Genomic DNA, 22,849 nt, shown 5'->3' on the forward strand with positions numbered 1-22,849 from the left:
GCGGCTCCAGTGTCGCCGGTTCTGGGCGACGCTGGGCTTCAGGGGGCCTGCTCCGCCTGCCACAGGGCCAGCAGGTCGGCGCGCCGCTCGCGGGTGCGTGCCACCTGCTGCTCCTGGCGCCAGCGGGCGATGGCGCCGTGGTCACCGCTGCGCAACACCTCCGGCACCGCCATGCCGCGGAACTCCGCCGGCCGGGTGTAGTGGGGGTGCTCGAGCAGCAGGCCACTGTGGCTTTCCGCTTCGAGGCAGTCCGGCGAACCCACGGTGCCCGGCAGCAGCCGCACCACGCCGCTGATCACCACCAGGGCGGGAAGTTCGCCGCCGGTGAGCACGAAGTCTCCCAGGGACACCTCCTCGTCCGCCAGGGGGCGAATGCGTTCATCAAAGCCCTCGTAGTGCCCACAGAGCAGCACCAGCTGGTCGTACTCGCTCGCCCAGCGGCGCAGGTCACGCTGGTGCAGCGGCTGGCCCTGGGGGCTCATCAGCAGCACCCGGCGCCGGGGCAGCACCGGAATCGCCTCGAAGGCGGCGTAGACAGGCTCGGGCTTGAGCACCATGCCAGCGCCGCCGCCATAGGGAACATCGTCCACCTTGCGGTAGCGATCCGTGGCGTGGTCGCGGGGGTTGTGGGCGTGGACCTCGGCGATGCCGGCCGCGAAGGCACGGCCGATCACCCCCTGCCCCAGCAGGGGTGTGCAGGCGTCCGGCACCAGGCTCACCACGTCGAAGCGCATGGCAGGTTCAGCCGGCAGGTCGGCTGAGCCGCCGGATCTCGGAGCTGAAGCTGGCCCGGCCCGGGCGGCCGTCGGGGTGGTGTTCCACGCTGCTGCGCAGACGCAGATTCGCTTTGGTGAACCAGATCCTTTCCCGCACCGAGATCCCGGCCCGCGCACTGGTCAGCTCCAGGCTGCCATCCGGCCAGAGCTGCCAACGACCCGTGCTGACGGCCCCGTCAGGAGCCTGGCCCTCGAAGCCACCGTCGGGGTGAAACAGCAGCCGGTGGCGGCCGCCGCTGGGCGGGGTGATCTCCAGCCCCCCCGGCGCGTCGCTTTCTTCGGGCGCCAGGTAGGCCACCTGCAGTTCACCGCGCTCGGAACTGTGCCAGCTGACCTCCTCCTCCTCGGCCTGTCGGGCCTCGCCTGCGGCCTCCTCCAGGCTGAAGCGACTGCGCAGAGAAAGCCAGTCCCCGGCGCAGAAGGCCAGAAAGGCCGCGATCGTCTCGGGCGGGAAGGGGCCGATCGTCGCTGGGGTGGGAGGCTCAGTCGCGCTGGTCACGGTGGGGGCGGCGGGAGATCGGGGCCGGTGGACCCGGTTGGGATCTTCGCAAACCCCCAGCCAGCACGGTCCGTTCGCCGGCGCCCTCAGTCGCCGCGGTAGCCCAGCTCCGCCAGCCGGCCAGGATGGCTGCGCCAGTTTGGCACCACCTTGACGAACAGTTCCAGATACACAGGGCCGTCAAACACCTTCTGCATCTGCAGCCGTGCCCCCTGGCCGATCGCCTTGAGCATCTGACCGCCCTTGCCGATCAGGATTCCCTTCTGGCTGCTGCGTTCCACCAGCACGGTGGCCAGCACGGCGGTGCGCTCTTTGCCTTTGACCTTGCCCTCCTCCTCAACGATCCGCTCAATCCGCACCGCCACCGAGTGGGGCACCTCTTCCCGGGTGAGGGTCAGCACCTGTTCACGGATCAGCTCCGCCAGCAACAACTGCTCTGGCTGGTCACTGACCGTATCGGCGGGGTAGAGCAGCGGCCCCGGGGGCAGATCGGCGGCCAGCGCCTCCACCAACTCCTGGCAGCCGTCGCCGTTGAGGGCGCTGCAGGGGTGCAGGGGCCAGGCCACGGCGCGATCGTCAGTCGCCGCGAGCATCTCCCGGTAGGTGGCGGCCAGATCCTCAGCATCGGCCCCCACCCGGTCACTCTTGTTGAGGGCCACATGCACCGGAATCCTGCAGTGGCGCAGCAGGTCGACGATGAAGCCGTCCCCGCGCCCGGCCGGCTGACTGGCGTCCACCAGCAGCAGCACCACATCCACCTCGCCGATGGCTCCCCGGGCGCTCTGCACCAGGCGCTCCCCCAGCAGATGGTGGGGTTTGTGGATGCCCGGGGTGTCCAGAAGGATCAGCTGGGCCGCGGGGGTGGTGAGGATGGCGCGCAGCCGGTTGCGGGTGGTCTGGGCCACGGGGGAGGTGATCGCCACCTTCTGGCCCACCAGCTGATTCAGCAGGGTGGACTTGCCCACATTCGGCCGTCCGATCAGAGCCACGAAGCCGGAGCGGAAGGGAGCTCCTTCCGTGCTGCCGTCGTCGGGCTGGGCGTCGCCGGGGCTGGCGGTCGGGGTGCTCGGGTCCATAGCCTCAACACTGCCAGTCCAAGGGCCGTACCGCCCGCCTTTCTCCATGACCGATGCCGCCCCCGTCAACGAGACCGGACAGCCCGTCCCCCCCCTGGCGCCAAGTTTTCCCCAGGCCATGGAGATCGCCGCTCACTGGATCGGCCTCTGGGAGGGCGGGGAGCTCAGTGATGAGGTGCTGGCCGATCGGGTCGGGGAACTTGTGGCGAGCCGGGATGGCGCCCGCGGCTTCTTTGTGGTGAGCCTGACCGGCGAGGCCCCGTTGCTCGACAGGTTGCCGGAAGCCCTGGTGGCCGCCCTGCGCCAGGCCGGGGCAGGGGTGGTGGATCTCACCGCCCGCAATCTGGCCATGAGTACGGCCATGGCCCTGCATCACCGGCGTTGCGGTGATCAGGAACACCAGGCTGGTTCGGAGCGTGTGCAGCTGCGCAGCACCGAACTGCTGCGGCACCTGGAGCCCGTGGCCGTCAAGCAACGCTTGGAAACCCTGCTGGCAGCGGCGGCGGAGCGCGATGGTGCCGAGCAGGCCGTGATGGAGGACCGGGCCTTTCTGGAGCGATGGGGTTACGACACTGAACAAAGAAAGGCCATCGTCGCCGCCATCGAGGCGGTGGCTGAAGGGGGTTGAAACCGTCCGGAGTTCAGAACTTCAAGTAGAGCAGCGTCATGGCCTGGAGGGCATCAAAGGTGACACCAGCGGGCAGAAAGACGTAGTTGACGTTGAAGCCCAGCGTTACATTCTGGGTGATACTGACATCGACACCACCGGTGAGCATGGCGTTGGTCTCACCGGTGGAATACGTGTTGGTGGCAATGCCACCACCAAGATAGGGGGACACCACCGAGCGACGGAAGAGGTCGAGGGTAAGGGGTAACTGGAAGGAGGTCTGGCCGTTATACCGGCCAAGCAGATCTCTGTTGCCGAAGATCAGGCTGGGACGCAGGGAGACGGCGAGGGTTTCGTTCAATTTGTAACCCACCCGGCCGGTGAATACACCGCTGTTGGGCAGATCATTGCCGAAATTCACGCCTCCGCCGATGCCGTAGATGCCCACGTTCTCAATGGGTTTGCCTTGGCGGGGCACGATCGCCAGTTCGGCTGGGTTGCGATTGGCGGGCGGCGGCAAGTAATCCGCTGGCAGGGTGGCCGCGTCACTCACGGGTTCCCAGCTGGCCGCGGCGGGGTCCGGCGCGATGGGGACCCAGGGGGCGGGGCCCACTGGAAGGGACTGGGCCCACGCAGGCGGCGCCCCCAGGACCAGGCAGGCGAGGCCCATCAGGGCAATGCCACGGTTTTGGAGCCCCGGCCGCCTCACTGGGGAGACACCAACGAACCGCCGGCTCCGGCAGGCGCTTGCTCAGCCGGGGCCACGCTGGCGCTGGCGCTGGCAGGAACCGGCGGAGGTGCGATCGGGGCCGTTGCCACGGGGGAACCCTTGGCAGGGGCGGGGGTGGAGCTGTCCTCGGCAGGAATCGGCTGCAGGTTGACGATCGTTGGGGTGACCGTTCCGGGGACCTGGGCCGGTTGGCGGCTCGACCATTCCTTGATGTCCTCGATCACCGCGGGATCATCGGTCTGGCTGAGAACATCCACGGTGCCGTCGGCCTGCACGGCGAGGGGGACTTGGGTGGGCTTGCTGACCCGGGTGGAGGGCACGTAGATCACGCGGCCCTGCTGAAGTTTGGCCGTTTTGGTGGGGGTCGGGGCCGGCAGGGTACGGATGGCCTGGCGCATGGGTTCCCTCAGGCTTTTGGGCAAGGGAGCCATGGGGTCTCCGCTGCTGGCCCATCGGGCCCGCTCTGCCCTGGCCACAGGTGGCATGGCGGGTGAACCCAGGTCCTGGATGGTGAGCACACCGCCAAGAAGCTCGGAGTTCGAGAAGTTGCGTTGGAGCAGGGGGTTGGCACTCCCCAGGCCTGTGGTCCCCAGGGATGGCCCTTCCATACGGAACGTGGCCGTGGCGGCGGGGGCCTTGGCGGTGCGAGCAGGACTGGTGCTTCTGAGCGCGACGGCGGGGCGCCGGCCTGGATCGGGCCTGGCACGGGAGGAGTTGGAAGGACCGCTCAGGTCGAGGCTGCGCGACAGCGGGGCATCCAGGAGCGAACCGATCTTTTCGGAGGCAGAACTGAGCACATGACCCGTGGTGACACCAAGCTCGTCAAGCGGTGACGTTGAGGACGTTTCGGTGGCTTTAATTGGCGCTTCAGGCAGGGAAGCAATCGTCCCTTCAGCGGCTTTGGGATCGGCGGGCTGGGGAATGGCCATGTCCTTGACATCGGCCTGCCAGCGGTCATGGGCATCAATGGCCAGCAAGGGCAGCCAGATGGACTGGCTCAACAGGGCCCAGGCTATGGCTTTGGGGCTGATGGTGGGTTCGCGGTACATGGCTGTCGGAGGAGGCGACGTTTTGTGAAGAGGCGGGTGACTGATCGGAATGTTAACGGCGGAAGTTGTTGTTCCTGTTGCCGTTGAAGGTATCTCGGAAGAAATAATAAGAGCTTGCGGCCTGACTGAGAGGAACAATGACCTGATTGATGACGTCGAGGGCCTCGGCGTAAAAGGTGCGGTTCACGATGATCGTGTCCCTGTCCCGCAGCGGGGGATTCAGCCCCTTGGAGACGCCGATCCCGTCTCTATAACTGAACACTTCACGGGTGGTGGTTCCGTTACGGTTGAGTCGGACAAGCTCAATGTCGTTCTTGTTTGCCCGCCAGTTCTCGGCGCCACCGGCCCGGAAGATGGCTTCAGCCAAGGGGGTGTTGGCGGGCAGGCTGATGGTGCCGGGGCTTCTGACTTCACCGATCACCGAAACGGTGATCGTCGCCGGGGCCAGGTTTGTCGCTCCGATCTGAAGGATTTCCTCGGGGATCAGATCTTCGGTACGGGCGATGACGATGGTGTCACCGTCGAACAGAATCGGGTTCTGACGCTGGTTGCCCACCTGGAACACCTGGGCCAGATCCAGGACGGTCTGCTTCTGGCTGCCGTCTGGCCCGGCCAGACGGCGCAGCAGCACTTTGCGAATGTCGGCGTTTAGAGTTACCCCCCCAGCTGTCTGGATGGCGGAAACCGGAGTGGAAAAGGAGGCGAGGGGATACAACCCAGGGCGACCCACCTCCCCGATGATGGTGACCTTGACAGGTCGGGGTGAGGTGAGGCTGAGGATCAGCTCGGGCCGCACCAACTGCTTTTCATACAGGGAGATCAGCCACCGCGTGGCCTGGCCGATGGTCAGACCTGTCAGCTGTACCGAACCAAGTAGCGACAGGGTGGACGTGCCGTCGGGAAGAATGACGACCGGACCGCCGATGGCGACGGCCGAAGGGTCGGTGAAGGTGAGCTGCAGACCATCGCCAGGCCCGAGAACGTAAAGATCGTTGTAGACCTCCGTCACCGAGAGGGGAAGCGGAGCCGACGAGGCAGGGCCTGCGGGTGGTGCGGCACTGACAGGGCCAGCTCCCGGCCACTGGGACTTAGGGGAGATCCCCTGGGGCACCGAGGCCCTCAGGCCGGTCGGAACGAACATCACGCCGGTGAGACCCAGCAGGCTCAAGGCGGAAAGTCGCCGCCGGGCGGACCTTCTGCCCATCCACTGGGCGTAGGGGAACCACCGAACGACGGCCTGCTTCTGCCCAGTGATGGGCCTTTTGGGTACAGATGCTCTTGGAGGAGAAGCCACCGACATACTTTGATCGGATTTCCACCATAGACGCCCGAGTCAAGAGGGCATTCTTCTCCGGTTGCCATTATCATCGGAACAACTTTCCTCGCAGTTCATAACGTGACAACGACGGGTGTTCCTCCTGAGACCTTTCCGGGTGGAACGCCGCGCCCACTGTCCCTCCCGGCGACGACCAGTCAGGGTCCCACCCCCAATCTCCCTTTTGATCCATCGCTTCAGAGTCCCCTGAACCCCACGGGCGAAGGCCAGTCAGGCTCCGGTGGCTTGGGCGGGCTGGTGCGGACCGTCAAGCGCCGCCAATCCGTCTTCCTGCTCACCTTCGCTGTGGTGACAGGTGTGCTGGCGATCAACACCCTGCGGCAACGCATCTTCGATCCCGTCTACCAGGGGGGGTTTCAGATGCAGATCAGCAATCCGTTTGATAACCCCGGCAGCGGCGGAGGCGGAGGCGGCGGATCCGTGGAAAGTATCGCCCGCAGCGAAATCAAGACCGACGTCCCCAGCCTCATCGTCCTGATGCGCAGTCCCCTGCTGCTCGGACCGGTCGCCCAGCGCCAAGGAGTCCCGCTTCGCGCCCTTGAGCGCAACCTGTCGATCAACCAGGAGTCGGCACGGGTCGACAACGTTTTGAATGTCTCGCTGCGCTGGCCTGATCCCGCCAAAGGCAAGGTTATTCTGCGTCAGCTTGCGAAGGATTATACAGCCTTCTCCATGACCCAGCGCCAGGCTGCAGTCAATTCAGGCGTCCGATTCCTCGATGAGCAGGCCCCGGCCATTGAGGCCCGTGTTCAGAAGCTCTCTCAGGAGATGCTCAAATTCCGCGAACGCAACAATTTTGTCGACCCTGCCACGGCCGCCAGTCAAATCCTCGGAGCCCGTGAAGGACTCGTCAACCAGGCGCGCGCCCTGCAGAACGAACAGGTTCAGCTGGACAGCCAACTGAAATCGATTCAGACCGGAAAGCTGCAGTTCACCCCCAGCGGAGCCCCCACCGCCTTAGAACAGCTTGGTCGCAACAGCGTTCTCGTGCCTGGACGAGCATCCTCAGGGGCGGAGGCCGCCAGCGGCACTCCCACGCCTCTCGATCTGCTCAACCAATTCGAGCAGGAGCTCGCCACGGCCAAAGGCACCTTCAAGGAAAACTCTCCAATCGTGCAATCCTTGCTGGCGAGACGTAACCAACTGCTTCCAGTGGTCCAGCGCCAAGCCGCGGACGCCGTCAAGGCTCGGTTGCTCTCCAATGCGGCCCAACAAGATGAGATCAACCGGCAGATTCTGCTGCTTAGCGAGAATTTCCGGAACAACCCGCAGAAGTTGTCGGAGTTCGAGAATATCAACCAGCGTCTGTCGATCGCAAGGGAGCAGTACTCCTCCTACATCCAGGCCAGGGAGCGTTATCGCTTGGAGATGGCCCGCTCAATCTCTCCCTGGGAAGTGATCGGTCCCCCAGATTTCGGCGGCAGCCCTGTCGAGCCCGACATCCAGAGCAACCTGCTGCGAGCCATCATGATCGGCCTGCTGGCTGGTCTCGGTGCGGCCATCCTGAGGGAGCGAACGGACAACGTCTTCCATACCCCCATGGAAGTGGAAAAGGAACTTCAGATGCCCGTGCTAGGCCTGATTCCATACCTGCCCCTAGAGCCCGGTGTCGACATCGCTACCAGTATCTCCAAGATGTCCTCCAGCGAGCGCTTTGCGATCAAAGAGTCCCTGCGCAGCCTGTTCACAACCTTCCGCCTGCTTCGTGCTGACAACAACATCCGCATGGTGGGGATCACTTCCTCCACCCAAGGGGAGGGAAAATCCACAGCCGTTTCTGTTTTCGCCCGTACTCTCGCAGATCTTGGCCTAAAGGTGCTTGTCGTTGACTCCGACATGCGTCTGCCCATGCAGGCCAGATATCTTGGAGTGGAGCAGGGTGATGGCCTTTCCACTCTCTTGTCTGATTCCACCCGAAAGCCCACGGATTTCATTCATTCCATTGTTGAGAATCTGGATGTGCTTCCTGCCGGTCCGAAGCCACCCGATCCCGCCAAGCTTCTGAACTCCAGTCGCTGCAAGGAAATCATGGACGAGATCCGTGCCCTTCCCGGCTACGACATCATCGTGCTGGATGCACCTCCCTGTCTGATGCTGGCCGATCCGATCCTCCTCGGGGAGAAGCTGGATGGAATCCTTTTTCTTGTTGGACTTGGCAAGGTGAGTCGCGAGCTGGCCCCGCAAGCGAGCCGGCGGATCAAAGCCTCTGGAGTCGATGTGTTGGGCGTAATTTGCAACCAGGTGAACTTCCCAAGTCGTCTCAATGATTATGGTTATGAATATGGTTACTACTATCACTATGCTTATTGCATCGGCCTCTGGATATGCCAAGAGCGGTACCGAGTCAACCCCCGGTGGGTTTGGCAGTTATGTGCAGCGCTACCGCGATAGTTACATGAAGGGTGCCGCCACCAATGCGTCGAGTGGCGCTCGGTACAACGAGGGAGAGTCAGACGTCAAAACCTATTTTCGCGATGAGGGTGGTCAGGGCTCCGGCCCATCCACTTCCAACGGAGGCAACGTTTCGAGCCTGACCTCCAGCAGCTCCTTGCCTCCTGTCGAAAGGGTCCTTTCCCGTCATCATCACAAGGGCAGCGACTCCGGTGGCGGTCCGATGCGCTGGCTGCGCAAACGCTTCGGTAACAAGAGCTGAGCGCCCCCTCTCAGTCTTGAGTGAAATCTGTGGCCCTAGGCCCGCTTGACAGGATGCTCTCCAGCATCACCAGGTGGGTGTAAATCGGCATTGCCATCGGATGGCAGCGTCTCACCCAGGCCAGGGCTGCCAGCATGTCAAAACCGCGCAGCCGCGCTGTGAGGCCTACAGCCAGCAGTGGCGAGCGCTCGTATCCCGCCATGCAATGCAGGTAAACCGGGGCAGCGTCATCCACCAGGTCCTTCGCCCTGGCCAGGGCAAGGGCGAGCCTGGCTTGCTGCATTGGCTCCTGCTCCCGATGATCGGGCAGGGAGACCCTGTCACTCGACCACCCAGGCGGAAGGACAAGTCCGGTTTCCTCCTCTGGATAGCAACAGCTGAAGCGGCTGCGAAATCCGGCCTGCTCCAGTTGCTGCCAGTGCCTGTCGCTGCGGGGCATCGGACCCACAGCCAGCCGATTGGTGAGAATCCAGCTGCAGGGAAGCGAGCTTTCGGGCAGCCCATGGCTTGGGTTGTCGGCCTCTCTCAGGCTCTGCAGAAACCGCCTCAGAACGCCGACCATTAGTGGATCACCTGGGCGTTGACCCCAGCCTGCCGCGAGGTCACCATCGCCTGTTCAGGCTGTTGAGCGGCATCGGCAAAGGGGCGCGTGGAGGGTGTGACGGCGATGACGGGAAGGGGGAGCGGTGATTCAGGTGCAAACGTTGCGCTTTTCGGCTACGGGGGGTGCGCTCCCTGCCTAATCCTGGGATTGCAGCACTGGCTTCACCAAGCCCAGCACCTGCTGCCAGAGGCCGTCGGACGGTGGTTCCCCTTGGGGCCCCCGCAGACTGATCAGCGTGCAGGCATAGGAGCGATTGGCCTGGAGTCCGATCACACGCTCGAGAGCGGCGACCTTGCCGCTGGCCCGACGGTCGGCAATGGCTGTGAGTTGTTCGCGCGTCACCCCGAAGGGCTCATCAAGGCCAGGCCCCCTCACCAGGCAGGTCTGAAGCACGGGGCGATCCTGGGCCAGGCCCGCCGCTGTGGGTACCGGTGCCATGGTCAGATGACGCTTTCTGAGCTTCAGGCTGGGTTGATCTCGAGCGATGGTGCCGGCCTGAAAATTGAACCTTTGGCGCATGGAGCCCTCAATGACGGTGAGCTCATACCCACCCCGCAGGGGGATCACCACCGGTGTCGACGTCGCGAGTTCGATGTTGCGCTTCGCATGCCAGAGGCTGGCAGTTGAGGGGCGATCTTTCAGAGAGAGGAGCTTGGCCTCGCCTAGTTTGGCCTCCAGTTGTTCAGCGGGGAGCGGGGCGGGTGCTGTGGGCCAGCGTGGCAGCACGATCGCCTGGGTGGCCAGGACGGCTGCCACGGCGGCGAGTGTCCCATACCACCGCACCAGAAGTGGAGAGGTGATCACGAGCTTTCTCCCTGTGCCGGCGGCGAGGGCAAGGGAGGCAATTCCCTCTCGAGGAGCTGCATGTAAAGCCTGCCGAAGATCAGGACCGCCACCCCCGAAAAGACAAGCGATCCGGTGCTCTCATGGAAAAAATCGAACCACCAGCTTCCCTTGGAGTAACCGTTACCGGCAAACACCGCCAGCAGAGCGATACGGAAGGTGTTGCAGATCAGCCCAATCAGCGGAGCGGCCAGAAACAGCAGGAAACGACTGGTCCAGGAACGGATTGGAAAGGCCAACAGGAAGATCACGCCCACGCAGAGAATCTGAGCCATCAGGTCGACGCCGTTGCACGGTCCCAGGACCTTCACGCCACCCCCGGGAAGAAGCACGCTGCGGGCATTCACGATCACGTCCAGTCCCAGGATGCTGAGCCAGAAGCCGGAGACACGGGCGGTGAGCAGGCTGATGGGGGCTTCCGGCAGGATTCGCATCAACAGGGCGAAGCCTGGTAGCAGCATCAGGCAGAGCAGGGGATCGCGGAAGCGGCCAAGCTGGCTGGGCTTTTCGGCCAGCAGACCCAGGGCAGCACCGCCGATCGGCGCGAGGGCGAACAACAGGCCGTCCCAGTGCAGGATCACAGCCGAGCGGGTCAGGACCCAGAGCAGCACCAGGGTGCCGATGATCAGCCCCCAGGCGGCAGGTCGGGGTTCAAGGTCCTCGAACTGATCTTCCATGCAGATCACTGCTCCTCCCCAGACCAGAAGGGAGAACACAGTGATGTGCTCACTCTGGCTGCTCTGGAAGACGGCGACGTTCTGGATGGCTACGGCTGCGGAAAGGGCCAGCCAGAGATTGCGGGGTGTCGGTGGAGGAAAGGCCGGAATGGAGGCCCGCCAGGACGCAGGCAGCCTCAGCAGGAAATCGTTGTAGAGACGCGCGACGATGTTGTTCATCGGGCCAGGGCGTCGACCAATGGTGGGGTCGCTGCGGCTTCATAAGGATCGTATTCCGGCACCAGCCGGCGCAGCAGCTCAGCGGTCTTCGCTTCGTCCCAGTTGGCGAGGGCCTTGTTCAGTTGCTGGATGAGCGGAAACAACTGCTCGCTTTCGCAACGCGGCTCTGTGGCCCGACGGATCAGCGGGTGCTTGGTGGGCTGGTCGTCGGCATTGATCAGCAGTTCTTCGTAGAGCTTTTCCCCTGGCCGAAGACCTGTGTACTGGATGGCGATGTCACCGTCGCTGTTGTGATCGTCCCGTACCCGGAGGCCTGACAGTTCGATCATCTGCCGGGCCAGGTCGGCGATCCGCACCGGTTCTCCCATGTCGAGCAGAAAGAGATCGCCGCCGATGGCCATGCCAGTCGACTGGAGCACCAACTGGACGGCCTCCGGGATGGTCATGAAGTAACGGGTGATGGCCGGATGGGTGACGGTGACGGGCCCTCCTCTGGAGATCTGCTGGTGGAACAAGGGGATCACAGAACCGGAGGATCCCAGCACGTTGCCGAACCTGACCATGGAAAGAATCGGACCACCCGTTTCGAACTCGGCGGCGGCGGCCTGGATCAGCAATTCGCAGATCCGCTTGCTGGCTCCCATCACATTGGTGGGACGCACGGCCTTGTCGGTGGAGATCAGGGTGAGCCGGCTGACGCCCGAGGATCGGGTGGCAGCGATCACGGCCGCGGTGGCGCCGATGTTGTTGGCGATGCCTGCGCAGAGATTGGCCTCCACGAGCGGCACATGCTTATAGGCCGCAGCGTGGAAGATCGTATCCACGCCATAGCGGCGGCAGAGGAGGGTGAGGCGACCGGCATCACAGGCATCGCCCAGGACGGCAAGAAGTTCGACGCCGCAGGGTTGGGATTTCAGCTCGCGCTCCATGGCGTAAAGGGCGAATTCGTTGCGCTCGACCAGCAGGAGCCGGGACGCGCCGAGAGCCACGATCTGGCGGCAGAGCTCGCTGCCGATGGACCCACCAGCTCCTGTCACCATGACCACTTTGCCCTCGACGCCAGCCTTCAGGAGCACCGGATCTGGGTTGGAGGGTTCGCGGCCCAGCAGATCTTCGATGGCCACCGCCTGCAGGTCGGAAACGATCCTCTGGCCACTGGCCATCTGGGCCAGGGAAGGGATCGAGAGCACCTCTAGCCCCCTGTGGGTGAGCTGGTCGACCAGCTGCCTCTTGCGGCGCCTGGACATGGCTGGCATGGCGAGGAGAACCTTGCTCACGCCGTGGCGTTCGATCAGTCGGGGTAGCCGCAGGGGGGTGTGGATGGGCATGTTCTGAAGGGTTCGGCCCTGGATCCCTTCATCGTCGTCAAGAAATCCGACCACTCGGAAGCTGGGGTCGTTGCGAAGGGCCAGCAGCAGACCCATGCCGGAGGCCCCGGCCCCATAGATGAGGGTGGCATCGCCCTTGGCATTGCCTGGGTTGTGGTTCTCGCGTTGGTCCAGGTGATGGACGAGCACGTCGCGCAGCACGATGCGGCTGGCAATGGCCCCTCCGGTGAACAACAGCCAGTAAAGAATCCAGAAAGAACGTGGCGGCTGGGGGCCCCCCATCAGGGTGCTGATCAGCAGAAGGATCAGCACCATCGAGCCTGAGCGGGGCACGAGCCCGTAGAGAGAATGGCTGCCGGCGTAACGCGTGAGCCCACGGTACCAACCGGAGACGACCAACACGGGCAGGCCCGTGATCACGGCGAGGGGCAGCAGCAGGATGGTGGAAGGTAGGAACCCCCTGAGAGATTCGGCGTCAGGCAAGCGCAGAATGAAAGCCCCGAGGTAGGCCGTGATGATCATCAGACCATCAAAAACGACCAGAAGCAGCCTGCGGGCGAGCAGCTGCTTCTGGACGTAACGAAGGAATGAGAGCTTGGGAATCAATCGTTCAGATCGATGAGGATCGATGAATCAGGTGATGAAGGGCTGAAAATTCAACCAATAAATAGAAAGATGAGGTTGAGCCTGAAATCTCTGAAAAGTAGAATGGCCAACCCCGGGCCCAAGGCCGCTGGTCTGATGATGAGGCTCGGATAGTACCCCCATGGATGGAGCGAAGAATCGACCCTAGCCAATGACGCTTGGATCGACATTCTCATCCAACATTGATGTTATGGAGGAATGGATCATGGGCTGGGTAAGAGCTTCTTCAAACGATGTTACTGCCATTTTATGGAGAGAAGGGGACGGCGCGGTGCCGATCCAGCCAGAGGCCAACAACCAGTTCCGCGGCTAGCAGGCCGAGTTCCAGGGCCAGGCCATGGACGAGAAGGGCCCAGCCCAGCAGGGCGGTGGCGCCGATGTAGAGGAGGGCCACCCGGTCGTGGGGCCAGCCGGCCTGATGCAGTCGCTGGTAGAGGTGCAGGCGGTGGGCCTGAAAAATCGGCTGGCCTGCCTGCCAGCGGCGCAGAACGCAGAGACAGGCGTCCCCCAGCAGGGGAGAGCCCGCCAGCAACAGGCCCAGGGCCATGGCCGGTGTGGCCTGCTGCAGCACCATGCCGGCGATCACCGCCCCGAGGAACGTGCTGCCCACATCCCCCATGAACACCCGGGCCGGGCTCCAGTTCCAGGCCAGGAAGCTCAGCAGGGCGCCGAGCAGGGGGAGCAGGCCGTTGCCGGCAGCGGGAGCCATCGCCAGAACGGCAACGCCCAGCAGCACCGAGGCGCAGCCGGCGACGAGCCCATCGAGGCCATCGCTGAAGTTGACGAAATTGATCACTGCGGTGACGGCGAACCAGGCCACGGGAAGCAGCCACCACGCCATGGTCAGGGGGGTGATCGCCACCAGGGCCAGGGCAGTGGCGATCTGAATGCAGTAGCGCCCTGCGGCCGGCAGATCGAGTCGGTCGTCCACCAGGCCCACCAGGGCCAGAGGCAGGCAGATCAGGGGAATCCAGGCCGGCCAGCCGTCACCGGCCAGGGGAGCCAGGGCGCTGCCGACTAGCACAAAGGCCAGGCCGCCTCCCCGCGGGGTGGGCCGTTGGTGGGAGCTGCGGGCGTTGGGCTGAGCCACCAGCCCGCGCCGCAGCAGAGGCAGCAGAAGGTGAAGGAGCAAGGCGCCCAGTCCACTCCCCAGCAGCAGGACAGCGGGGGCGTGCAGGGCGGTCATGGCGCCAGCGGGAGCACAGGGAACGGTTCGGGAGGTCCCCCCAGGATGCGATGGGCCGGTGTGAACCCGGCCAGGTCGGCACTCATCCGCAGAAGCGCCTCGAAGTTCTTCGGAGAGAGCAACAGCAGTGGCGCGGCGAGGGACTGGAAGAGGCGCGGCGGCAGGGCCAGCAGCCGACAGCGTCGGGCCGCATCGCCTGGCTCGCTTGCGTCCTGAAGGCGTCGCAGCATGGTGGCGTAGGTCAGGGTCTCATCGCCACCGAGGGGCAGGTGTACTTGATGCGAAGGGTCGCCTCCGGCCAGGGGCAGGCGGTCGGCCAGGTGCAGGGCCACGGCGGCCAGCTGGCGGCAGTGGATGGGCTGCCGCAGACCACCCTGGCCGGGCAGGGGCAGCAGGGGCAGGCGCCGCAGCAGCTGGCGCAGTTTGCTCAGGTTGCGATCGCCCAGGGGGCCGGCCTGCCCGTAGATCAAGGTGGGCGCAAGGATCTGCAGCGGGCGGGCGTGGCTGGTACAGGTCAGGGTCAACTGCTCTTCCGCCTGCCCCAGCCGTTGCACCAGATCCCGGTCGAAGCGATTGGCAGCGAACCGTTTGGTGATCACCGAGGAGGAGGAGCAGGCTATCACCCCCCGCAGGGCGGCGAAGCCGGCTGGGTTGTCACGGGCAAAACGGGCCAGCCAGGGGGCAAACGTCCAGATGGGGGCAAAGCTCACCAGCAACCCCTTCGGCGCTCTGTTCTCCCCGCAGGCATCCTCCAGATCGCAGGGTAGAAATGGCGGTGGATCGTCGCCTCCGGCTGGCGGTAGCGGCGGACGCCGGCCAGCGACCACCAACTGCCGCCGCCGCCCCCCGGCCAGCTCGATCAGGGCTTGGCCACTCGGTGTGGTGGCTCCGAAGAGCGTGATCGGGACAGGGGAGGGGAGGGCCAAAGGGGGGATCAGAGGCATTCGTTGCCATCAAGGCGTCCATCCCATCCAGTGAGGCGCCAAAGGGAGGCGCGCAGCTGGTCGCGCCAGAGCCGCAGCTGGGATTCGGGCCGCAGATCACCGGTTTCGGCGTCGGAGCCCTCCACCTGCCAGCCAGTGCCGGCATAGACGATCTTGGCGATGGCCATGGTTCGATCCATGTGGGTAGGGGCTGTCACGATCGTGACCCGGCCTGGTTTCGGCCATTTCTGCACCAGCCTGGCTAGGTGCGTGACGAGACCGACCGTGTCGCAGGCCGGGAGCAGTCGCACCACCCGTGAACTGTCCTCGGGCCAGAGTTGGCGGTTCTTGAGATGGTTGTAGGTGATGGACTGGTACTCGGCGTTGCCCTGCAGTACCAGATAGGCTCCTGGCCGGTCCCGCCAGAGAAGAAGGGCCGACTGGCTCCGCCAGGGATCTTCAATGAAGGCGGAAATCACCTGGGTTCCCTGTCCAGTCCCTGCCTGAACTGACCTAGCACCCTCCCTTGAAGGTCGTGGTGCGGTGCCCCGCGTCCCCTGCCAGGCCGGTGCGAAGAACCAGGCCACCATGGCCAGGCCGGCCAGGACCACACTTCCAACCCGAACCCTGCGGTCGCCCCGTAGGCGCCGCAGGAGCGGCCCCTCGATCGGCCGGCGGATTTTGCTCCTGACCCGCTGCCGCTGCCGTTCCCGGCCCGGCTTGGCAGGCCCGCTCTCCTCTGGCAAGGGAATCGAAGCGCTGGCTTGTGGCAGCTTATTCGCCCCGTCCCGTTTCCTTACGCGCCCGTCTCAGCGCAGGCCCCCGACTCCAGACACGCCTGATGTAGCGCAGGCTGAAGGGAATCCACCAGAGCCAGCCGAACGTCCGGCCATAGGCCAGCCTGACCTCCTCAAGCCGCCGGCGGGTCTGTTGGCCGCTGACCCCCGCCTGGCCCATGTGTACCAGCTCCAGATCCAGCCCCCGCGCCGAGAGGTCGGCGTAGGCGCTCAGGCGGAGGAAGAAGTCGAGGTCGGCGGAGAGCCGGAAGGGTGCGGCGAACTGATCGACATGGCGGCGGGCCCCAGGCCCGATCAGGGTGGCCTGGTGCGGTGGCGTGGAGCCCAGAAACAGGCTGAGGCGATAGGTCCCGCAGCTCGAGAAGGCCGTGCGGCGTCCCAGTTGCGTGGCTCCGTCCTGTCCGGTCCCCGCGTAACGTCCATGGCAGACCACCAGATCCGGCAGGCCGCCCCCTGGTGTCTCCGGCCTGGTCGCCTTGAGCGCCTCCTCAAGCACGGTTGGGCCGGCCGCCCAGTCATCGCTGCCCCAGAACAGCAGCCAGTGCTCCAGGGGCGTGGCGAGGATGCCCTGGTTCATGGCACCGAAGATGCCCGGAAACGCCGGATCCTGGGGCTGCCAGGTGAAGCGCTTGTCCCTGTGGCAGAGGGCATCCAGCCAGGCCCGATGTTCAGGGCCGCTGGGGCCGTCGATGAACAGCACCCGCCAGTGGGGCCAGCTCTGGCGCTGCAGGGACGTCACCAGTCGGGGCAGCAGCCGGTAGGAATCGAGCGTGGGAACGATCAGGCTGAGTCCGGTGGCGGCACCGGGGGGGAACGGGGCGCCTGGGGCAGCGCCGGGTGGCGGCGTGGCGCTCACCCCTGCCGGCGGATCAGCACGTCACCCAGCACCAGAAGGTCCATGCGGGTGCGCAGGAAGCAGTCGAGGGCCTGGGCGGGAGTGCAGACGATCGGCTCGTTTTCGTTGAACGAGGTGTTCAGCACCATCGGCACCCCCGTCTGATCGGCGAAGGCTCGGATCAAGCGGTAGTAGCGGCCATTGTCCGCCGCGTTCACGGTCTGGAGACGGCCGCTGCCGTCGACGTGGGTGACGGCCGGGATGCGGGCGCGCTGCTCCTCACGGATCGGGTAGACCTGCATCATGAAGGGCACCTCCCCTTCAAGGCTGAACCAGTCGCCCACCGCCTCCTCCAGCACGGAAGGGGCGAAGGGACGAAACGATTCCCTCCGCTTGATCTTGAGGTTGAGGATGTCCTTCATGTCGGCGCGACGGGGGTCACCGAGGATCGAACGGTGGCCCAGGGCCCTGGGTCCCCATTCCATTCGGCCATCGAACCAGCCGATCACCAACCCCTCGGCAATCGCCGCCGCCACCTGCTCACAGAGGGCACTCTCCTCCGGTCGCTCCAGGCTGCACTGGGCCTGCTCCAAGGCCGTGCGGGTGGTGGGACTGGCCAGCAGATCCTCCACCTCTCCAGGTGCCGGCTGGCTGCCCAGGTAGGCATGGCGCATCGGTGCGGAGCGGGTGCGCCCCAGCCCATGCCACACCTCGAGGGCAGCGCCGAGGGCGCCCCCGGCGTCACCGGCGGCCGCCTGCACATAGACCCGCTGGAACGGGGTGGCCAGGGTCACTTTGCCGTTCGCCACCGAGTTGGCACCGCAGCCGCCGGCGATGCAGAGCTGCTCGCTGGGGTGGCTCCGGTGCAGGGCTCGCAGCAGGTGGAAGAAGGCTTCCTCGTACATCGTCTGGGCGGAGCGGGCGATGTCCATGTGGTGCTGCTGGAGCGGCTCCTCCGCCAGGCGGGCAGGGCCGAGCAGGGATTCCAGCTCCTTGCTCCAGTGGCTGCCGACCACCGGGGCCCCGTTGCTCCACTGGTGCGGCAGTTTCTGGGTGGCATGCAGGAAGTAGCGCAGATCCAGGCGATAGGTGCCGTCGGATTGGAGCCGCACGATGCGGCGCATGGCCTCCATCCGGGTGGGCTGGCCATAGGGCGCCAGTCCCATCACCTTGTATTCGTCGCCGTAGTTGGGGAAGCCCAGGTACTGGGTGATCGCGGTGTAGAAGGCGCCCAGGGAATGGGGGAACCAGATCTGGCCATCCAGGCTGAGCTGGTTGCCCTGGCCATGGCCCCAGGCGCCGCTGGCGAAGTCGCCGAACCCATCGACTGAGATCACGGCTGCTTCCTGGAAGGGGGAAGCGAAGAAGGCCGAGGCCAGGTGGGCCCGGTGGTGTTCCACGAAGTGAAGCCGCGCTCCGATCTCCGCCCCTGGAAAGGCCAGGGCCAGCTGCTGGGCCAGGCCGGCCCGTTCGCGCTTGTTGCGCCAGCGGGCCATCAGGAAGCGCGGATCGGGGCGGTGCCCCAGGGTGTAGGCCACCTTGCGCCAGCGGTGGGCCCCGGGCTGGGAATTGATGGCGATGTGGTCGAGTTCGGCTGGCCCCACGCCGGCATCGGCCAGGCACCAGGCCATGGCCTCGGTGGGGAAGCCGGCCCAGTGCTTGATGCGACGGAAGCGCTCCTCTTCTGCTGCAGCGACGATGACCCCATCCCGGACTAGGGCGGCGGCCGCATCGGCGTGGAAGGCATTGATGCCCAGGATCAGCGTCATGGAGCTGGTGAACCGGTTAGCGATTGCAAAGTCATGGAGCCGGTGCGGTGGCTCTCAGGATCCGCTCGGCCTCGACATCCCTGCATGAAAAGCCCGAACGAACGGATGGAACAAAGGGGCCAATGAACCCGGGAGGCGGGATGTCCAACCGCAGGGGGATCTTAGGGGACCTTCCCAGATGGACCCAGGTGCGGGGCCGCAGACAGGCTGACGTCGAGGTGCGCCTCCAGCCAGTGCTGCAGCACCATCAGGCTCCAGCGCCGGTACCAGGGGGCCAGGTCAATTCCCCGCGGTGTCGAGGGAAGTCGCAGGCCCAGGGGTGAGGCCGGGTCGTCGAGCCACAGCTGGAACGGGAAGCGGAACCCCTGCTTGGGGCGGTTGAGGAACCAGCCGGGGAGCTCCGGCAGGCTGTCTGCCAGGAGCTGTTTGCCTTCCGCCAGCCGCAGGGCGGCGGGGATCGGCGCCAGCCGGCGTTGCAACTGGGCATCCACCAGGGGCAGGCGCAGTTCCAGTCCGGCCGCCATCGCCATCACGTCACTGTCCGGCAGGAGCTGGTTGCGCAGATAGCGGGTGCCTTCCAGCCAGGCCACCCCTTCACGCCCGCCCGGTGTCTCCCCCCCGGAGGCCACACCGGCCGCAGCAGCGCCAGTGGAAGCGCAGAGCCCCCAGTGCTCCAGCAGGCGCTCGGTCTCGGTGGGGGAGAACAGGCCCCGGAAACACCCATAGGCCCGCCCCAGGGAGGCTGGAGCCTCCAGCAGACCCGTGATCCGCTGCAGCCGGGCGCGGCGCCCCTGGGGCAGCCGGTGCAGGATGCAGGCCGCCGCCGGCCCGGCCGGGCCGATCCGGCGGCGCCAGCGGCACAGCTTCGGCACCATCCGGAAGCTGGGATAGCCCCCGAACAGTTCATCGCCGCCAAGGCCGGAGAGGGCCACCTTCAGCCCGTGCTCCCGGGCCAGCCGGGCTACGCACCAGGTGTTGTACCCGTCGATGGAGGGCTGGTCCTGGCTGGCCAGGAAGGAAGGCAGCCACTCCCGGGCCTGGTCGGCCGTGAGGTTCATGGGCGTGTGATGGGCCCCGAAGTGGCTGGCGATGCGGGCCGCCGGCTCCGACTCGTCGAAGCCGCCCGCCCCTGCCGCCTCAAACCCGATCGTGAAGGTGTGCAGGCCCCGGGGGGCCAGCGCCAGCAGGGAGGCGGAGTCGAGTCCGGCGCTGAGGAACAGCCCCACCGACACATCGCTCACCATGTGGGCGGCCACGGAGTCCTCGAGCGCCGAGCGGGTGAGGGCCACGGCAGCCGCCGCTGTCATGCCGGAGTCGCTGGTGGCGCCGGCGAGGCTCTCCGGCAGGGCCCCCCATGGATGCACGCTCAGCTCACCCTGTCGCCAGGTGGCGGCGTGGCCACTGGGCAGGCGTTGCACGCCTTGCACCAGGGTGGCGGGCTCCGGCACCGATCCGGTGGCCAGGTACTGCCCCAGAGCCTCACGATTGAGGCAGGGCCGCTCTGGATCGGCCGCCAGCAGGGCCCGCAGCTCCGAGGCGAAGGACAAAGAGCCCCCTGGCCCGCTGCGCAGGTAGAGGGGTTTGATGCCATGGGGGTCACGGGCCAGCAGGGCGCTGCGTTCCCGGGTGTCGTACAGGCAGAAGGCGAACATGCCACGTAACGCCGCCAGCCCGTCCCGGCCCCAGCGGATCAGCCAGGCCAGCAGCACCTCGGTGTCGCCGCTGCCCCGGAAGTGCTGCCCCTGGGCTTCCAGCCGGCAGCGCAGCTCGGCGTGGTTGTAGATCTCGCCGTTGAACACCAGCTGCCAGCGGCCGCAGGCGGAGGCCATCGGCTGATGGCCCAGGGGGGAGAGATCCAGAATCGCCAGGCGCCGGTGGACCAGGCAGGCCTCCGCGTCCTGCCAGACGCCGGCGTCATCCGGTCCCCGGTGGGCCAGGCGTGGGCCGACCCTGGCGGCGAAGGTGTCCGGTTCCCGGCCCAGCTGGCCCGCGATGCCGCACATCCGCTCTAGGCCTCCAGGTGCGCCAGGAAGGTGCGCCGGGCCGCCTCCGGACTGGCCTGCTCCCGCACCCAGGCCAGGGCCCCGGCGGAGAGGCGTTCTCGGAGGTCCCGATCGGCACAGATGGCCGCGATCGCCGCCGCCATGGCGGCGGGCTCGCTGGCCACCAGCTGGCCTGTGCAGGCGTCGATCACGTAGTCCTCCGGGCCGCCGCAGCGGGTGCTGACGACAGGAACACCGCAGGCCATCGCCTCCAAGGCCGCAATGCACAGGCCCTCCTGGTGGGAGGGGATCACGAACAGGTCCAGGCCCTGCAGCAGCTCCGCCAGGGCGCTGGGGCCAAGGCAGGGGTAACACCGCACCCGTCCTTCGAGTCCCATCGCCGCCAGGGGGCCCTGGAGTCGATGGACGCCCTGCTCACCGGCCAGGACGAGCTGCACCGGTCGCCCTTGCGCCACGAGCCGGGCCACGGCCTCCAGCAGCAGGGTGATCTGCTTTCGCGGGTCGGCGTAGCGGCCGGCGAAGCCGATGCGCCAGGGCACAAGCCGTTCAGGGGCGGGATGGAAGATGGCGGGATTCACCGGCATGCGCATCACCCCGTCCATGGGACGGCGGGCGATGGCCGCCAGGGCCGTGGCCGTATAACCGCTCAACGCCAGGATCCGCCCCCGGGGCGCCTGGAGCACCTGGCGCTCCAGGCGCCGCAGCACCGGGCCGTTGAGGGTGCGGTCGAGCAGCCGCCTCGGCCGGGAAAAGCGTTTGACGCGGTCCACCCGATCGTCCTGCCAGGGGGTCGCCACCCAGGCCAGAAAGGGGATCCCCAGCCTCGTGAAAGGGGTGGCACAGAGGGGATTGCCCGTGACCGAGAGATGCAGGTCGCAGCCGGCGACCAGTTCCCGCCAGGCCCGCCTTGGTAGGTAGTGGGTGAATTCCAGCTCCGGCAGCCAGGCCCCAAGGCCGTGGCCCTCGTGGCCTCCGTAGACGCGGCGTTGCATCTGGCCGGGCCGCCGGCCGCTGGCGACGGCATGGAGCGGAACCGACAGCTTCGGATGGGTGCTCCAGGGGGCGTACCAGGCGAAGACGGGCTCGATGTCGAGCTCCTCCAGCATCCTGGCGACGCAGGCGGTCATGGCGGGAACACCACCATCCACTGGCTCGATGGTGCTGATCAGGGCCCGCGGCCGCCTCATTGTTTGAGCCAGCCGAAAAGGTCGCGGTTGTCGCGGACCCAGCGGATCAGGTGCCGGACGCCCGCATCAACGCTGATCTCCGGTGTCCAGCCCAGCTGCTCGGCGGCCTTGGTGACATCGCAGATGAACACGGGCTGATCGCCGGGTCGGGACTGGCCGCTGAGGGGGGTGAGCTTGATGGTCAGCTCCTCTTCAAGAAAGCGCAGCAGATCCCGAAGGCAGAGGGTGTTGACGGGGCCACCACCAATGTTGAAGGCCTGGCCGCTGATCGTGTCGCGATGGTGCCAGGCGGCTTCGTAGGCCCGGGCCAGATCCCGGACGTCAAGCACGTCCCGCGTCTGCCAGCCGTCGCCGTAGAGGGTGATCGGCCGCTCCAGAAGGGCGGCGATGCTGAACCAGGCCACCCAGCCCTGGTCTTCGATGCCGAATTGCCGGGTGCCGTAGATGCAGGACTGGCGGAAGGCGCAGGTGTGCAGGTCGTAGATGCGGGCGTAATCGATCGTGTATTGATCTGCGACCCCCTTGGAGCAGCCGTAGGGCGAGTGAAAGTCAAGGGGCTGGGTCTCGGGTACGCCGGCGGGCAGATCCCGGAAGCGATAGCCATGGGGTGTCATCTCCACCGCCACGGTTTCCATGCCGCCATAGACCTTGTTGGTGGAGGCGTAGAGCACGAAGCTCTCGGGGGAATGGAGCCTGACGGCCTCCATCACGTTGAACGTGCCCAGGGCGTTGATCTCGAAGTCTTCCCGCGGGTTGGTGTAAGAGGTGGTGACCGCCACCTGGGCCGCCAGGTGCAGCAGCATCGCGGGTCGCAGGCTGGCCACAACCTCGGCAAGGGCCTCCGCCTGGCGGATGTCGACCCGATGAAAGACGATGGCGGGATGCTTCTCCAGCAGCCAGCGGAGGTTGTCCTCCGTGCCCCGACGGGACAGGTTGTCGAGGACCACCACCTCCCACCCCAGGGAGGCGAAGTGCTGGGCGGCATTGACGCCGATGAAACCGGCGCCGCCGGTGATCAGGATCGAAGGCATCGAGATGGGCGAGGCGAGGGAATCGACGGATACGGCGCGGCAGGCGGGTGAGCCTTCCGATCGCGAAGGGTGTGGC

20 protein-coding genes are annotated in these 22,849 nt (G+C 66.0%); 2 read left to right on the plus strand and 18 right to left on the minus strand.

The features are described from left to right. Positions 1-38 precede the first annotated feature (38 nt). From trmD to era, 3 genes are all read right to left on the minus strand, one after another. Entirely contained in the window at positions 39-734 is a 696-nt protein-coding gene (trmD, locus tag KBY95_RS05600) for a tRNA (guanosine(37)-N1)-methyltransferase TrmD (RefSeq protein WP_254963966.1), read from the minus strand. 7 nt (positions 735-741) lie between these two features. Then, positions 742-1,275 carry a phycobiliprotein lyase gene (locus KBY95_RS05605; RefSeq protein WP_254963968.1) on the minus strand — a complete coding sequence of 178 codons (534 nt, stop codon included), beginning with the start codon at positions 1,273-1,275 and terminating at the stop codon, positions 742-744. Positions 1,276-1,361: 86 nt separating this feature from the next. Beyond that, positions 1,362-2,351, minus strand: a complete 990-nt coding sequence (gene era, locus KBY95_RS05610; RefSeq protein WP_254963970.1) for a GTPase Era — start codon at positions 2,349-2,351, stop codon at positions 1,362-1,364. 46 nt (positions 2,352-2,397) lie between these two features. Between era and KBY95_RS05615 the strand changes: the two genes are divergently transcribed. Further along, positions 2,398-2,979 (plus strand): hypothetical protein, encoded by a 582-nt coding sequence (locus KBY95_RS05615; RefSeq protein ID WP_254963972.1) that lies wholly within the window; start codon positions 2,398-2,400, stop codon positions 2,977-2,979. Between the two features lie 13 nt (positions 2,980-2,992). On the opposite strand, the gene KBY95_RS05620 is transcribed toward KBY95_RS05615, so the two are convergent. The 3 genes from KBY95_RS05620 to KBY95_RS05630 all read right to left on the minus strand — a co-directional run bounded on the left by KBY95_RS05620 (position 2,993) and on the right by KBY95_RS05630 (position 5,905). Continuing rightward, complete coding sequence (locus KBY95_RS05620; protein WP_254963973.1) at positions 2,993-3,511, minus strand: hypothetical protein; 519 nt, start codon at positions 3,509-3,511, stop codon at positions 2,993-2,995. 152 nt (positions 3,512-3,663) lie between these two features. Beyond that, positions 3,664-4,737, minus strand: coding sequence for a hypothetical protein (locus KBY95_RS05625; protein ID WP_254963975.1), 1,074 nt, complete (start codon positions 4,735-4,737; stop codon positions 3,664-3,666). 52 nt (positions 4,738-4,789) lie between these two features. Then, on the minus strand, positions 4,790-5,905 hold the full coding sequence (locus KBY95_RS05630; RefSeq protein WP_254963977.1) for a polysaccharide biosynthesis/export family protein: 1,116 nt from the start codon (positions 5,903-5,905) through the stop codon (positions 4,790-4,792). Between the two features lie 393 nt (positions 5,906-6,298). Here KBY95_RS05630 and KBY95_RS05635 point away from each other — a divergent pair, with 393 nt between their 5' ends. After that, entirely contained in the window at positions 6,299-8,464 is a 2,166-nt protein-coding gene (locus tag KBY95_RS05635) for a polysaccharide biosynthesis tyrosine autokinase (RefSeq protein WP_254963979.1), read from the plus strand. Positions 8,465-8,736: 272 nt separating this feature from the next. Here the strand turns inward: KBY95_RS05635 and KBY95_RS05640 are convergent, their stop codons facing one another. The 12 genes from KBY95_RS05640 to KBY95_RS05695 form a co-directional block, all read right to left on the minus strand. After that, positions 8,737-9,165 (minus strand): hypothetical protein, encoded by a 429-nt coding sequence (locus tag KBY95_RS05640; RefSeq protein ID WP_254963980.1) that lies wholly within the window; start codon positions 9,163-9,165, stop codon positions 8,737-8,739. A 300-nt stretch (positions 9,166-9,465) separates the two neighbouring features. Continuing rightward, complete coding sequence (locus KBY95_RS05645) at positions 9,466-10,086, minus strand: hypothetical protein (RefSeq protein ID WP_254963982.1); 621 nt, start codon at positions 10,084-10,086, stop codon at positions 9,466-9,468. Positions 10,087-10,130: 44 nt separating this feature from the next. Further along, the gene (locus KBY95_RS05650) at positions 10,131-11,069 is read right to left on the minus strand and encodes an exosortase/archaeosortase family protein (protein ID WP_254963984.1); all 939 of its coding nucleotides are present in this window, start codon (positions 11,067-11,069) and stop codon (positions 10,131-10,133) included. Beyond that, positions 11,066-12,919, minus strand: coding sequence for a nucleoside-diphosphate sugar epimerase/dehydratase (locus tag KBY95_RS05655; RefSeq protein ID WP_254963986.1), 1,854 nt, complete (start codon positions 12,917-12,919; stop codon positions 11,066-11,068). The genes KBY95_RS05650 and KBY95_RS05655 overlap by 4 nt, the downstream gene beginning before the upstream one ends. Before the next feature lie 370 nt (positions 12,920-13,289). Continuing rightward, positions 13,290-14,228 carry a glycosyltransferase family 4 protein gene (locus KBY95_RS05660; protein ID WP_254963988.1) on the minus strand — a complete coding sequence of 313 codons (939 nt, stop codon included), beginning with the start codon at positions 14,226-14,228 and terminating at the stop codon, positions 13,290-13,292. After that, positions 14,225-15,172: a hypothetical protein gene (locus KBY95_RS05665; protein ID WP_254963989.1), complete on the minus strand. Its 948-nt coding sequence runs from the start codon at positions 15,170-15,172 to the stop codon at positions 14,225-14,227. Before KBY95_RS05665 ends, KBY95_RS05660 begins: the two co-directional genes overlap by 4 nt. Continuing rightward, the gene (locus tag KBY95_RS05670) at positions 15,163-15,630 is read right to left on the minus strand and encodes a hypothetical protein (RefSeq protein ID WP_254963990.1); all 468 of its coding nucleotides are present in this window, start codon (positions 15,628-15,630) and stop codon (positions 15,163-15,165) included. Before KBY95_RS05670 ends, KBY95_RS05665 begins: the two co-directional genes overlap by 10 nt. 295 nt (positions 15,631-15,925) lie before the next feature. After that, entirely contained in the window at positions 15,926-16,804 is an 879-nt protein-coding gene (locus KBY95_RS05675; RefSeq protein WP_254963991.1) for a glycosyltransferase, read from the minus strand. Then, positions 16,801-18,552 carry a carbamoyltransferase C-terminal domain-containing protein gene (locus KBY95_RS05680; protein ID WP_254963993.1) on the minus strand — a complete coding sequence of 584 codons (1,752 nt, stop codon included), beginning with the start codon at positions 18,550-18,552 and terminating at the stop codon, positions 16,801-16,803. The genes KBY95_RS05675 and KBY95_RS05680 overlap by 4 nt, the downstream gene beginning before the upstream one ends. Positions 18,553-18,713: 161 nt before the next feature. Beyond that, positions 18,714-20,555, minus strand: coding sequence for an asparagine synthase (glutamine-hydrolyzing) (gene asnB, locus KBY95_RS05685; protein ID WP_254963994.1), 1,842 nt, complete (start codon positions 20,553-20,555; stop codon positions 18,714-18,716). Between the two features lie 5 nt (positions 20,556-20,560). Further along, positions 20,561-21,682 carry a glycosyltransferase family 4 protein gene (locus tag KBY95_RS16255; protein ID WP_261353490.1) on the minus strand — a complete coding sequence of 374 codons (1,122 nt, stop codon included), beginning with the start codon at positions 21,680-21,682 and terminating at the stop codon, positions 20,561-20,563. A 56-nt stretch (positions 21,683-21,738) separates the two neighbouring features. Then, on the minus strand, positions 21,739-22,773 hold the full coding sequence (locus KBY95_RS05695; RefSeq protein ID WP_254963996.1) for an SDR family NAD(P)-dependent oxidoreductase: 1,035 nt from the start codon (positions 22,771-22,773) through the stop codon (positions 21,739-21,741). Positions 22,774-22,849 lie beyond the last annotated feature (76 nt).

Origin of the sequence: Cyanobium sp. Aljojuca 7A6, from assembly GCF_024346455.1 — a bacterium.
In the GTDB taxonomy this organism is placed as follows: domain Bacteria; phylum Cyanobacteriota; class Cyanobacteriia; order PCC-6307; family Cyanobiaceae; genus Cyanobium.

What these genes read in the sequence shown, in the direction of transcription:
- trmD (WP_254963966.1), bottom strand. Translation starts at nt 734, where the DNA reads ATGCGCTTCGACGTGGTGAGCCTGGTGCCGGACGCCTGCACACCCCTG.
- era (WP_254963970.1), bottom strand. Translation starts at nt 2,351, where the DNA reads ATGGACCCGAGCACCCCGACCGCCAGCCCCGGCGACGCCCAGCCCGAC.
- KBY95_RS05615 (WP_254963972.1), top strand. Translation starts at nt 2,398, where the DNA reads ATGACCGATGCCGCCCCCGTCAACGAGACCGGACAGCCCGTCCCCCCC.
- KBY95_RS05625 (WP_254963975.1), bottom strand. Translation starts at nt 4,737, where the DNA reads ATGTACCGCGAACCCACCATCAGCCCCAAAGCCATAGCCTGGGCCCTG.
- KBY95_RS05640 (WP_254963980.1), bottom strand. Translation starts at nt 9,165, where the DNA reads ATGCCCCGCAGCGACAGGCACTGGCAGCAACTGGAGCAGGCCGGATTT.
- KBY95_RS05650 (WP_254963984.1), bottom strand. Translation starts at nt 11,069, where the DNA reads ATGAACAACATCGTCGCGCGTCTCTACAACGATTTCCTGCTGAGGCTG.
- KBY95_RS05655 (WP_254963986.1), bottom strand. Translation starts at nt 12,919, where the DNA reads ATGATCATCACGGCCTACCTCGGGGCTTTCATTCTGCGCTTGCCTGAC.
- KBY95_RS05660 (WP_254963988.1), bottom strand. Translation starts at nt 14,228, where the DNA reads ATGACCGCCCTGCACGCCCCCGCTGTCCTGCTGCTGGGGAGTGGACTG.
- KBY95_RS05665 (WP_254963989.1), bottom strand. Translation starts at nt 15,172, where the DNA reads ATGCCTCTGATCCCCCCTTTGGCCCTCCCCTCCCCTGTCCCGATCACG.
- KBY95_RS05680 (WP_254963993.1), bottom strand. Translation starts at nt 18,552, where the DNA reads ATGACGCTGATCCTGGGCATCAATGCCTTCCACGCCGATGCGGCCGCC.
- asnB (WP_254963994.1), bottom strand. Translation starts at nt 20,555, where the DNA reads ATGTGCGGCATCGCGGGCCAGCTGGGCCGGGAACCGGACACCTTCGCC.
- KBY95_RS16255 (WP_261353490.1), bottom strand. Translation starts at nt 21,682, where the DNA reads ATGACCGCCTGCGTCGCCAGGATGCTGGAGGAGCTCGACATCGAGCCC.
- KBY95_RS05695 (WP_254963996.1), bottom strand. Translation starts at nt 22,773, where the DNA reads ATGCCTTCGATCCTGATCACCGGCGGCGCCGGTTTCATCGGCGTCAAT.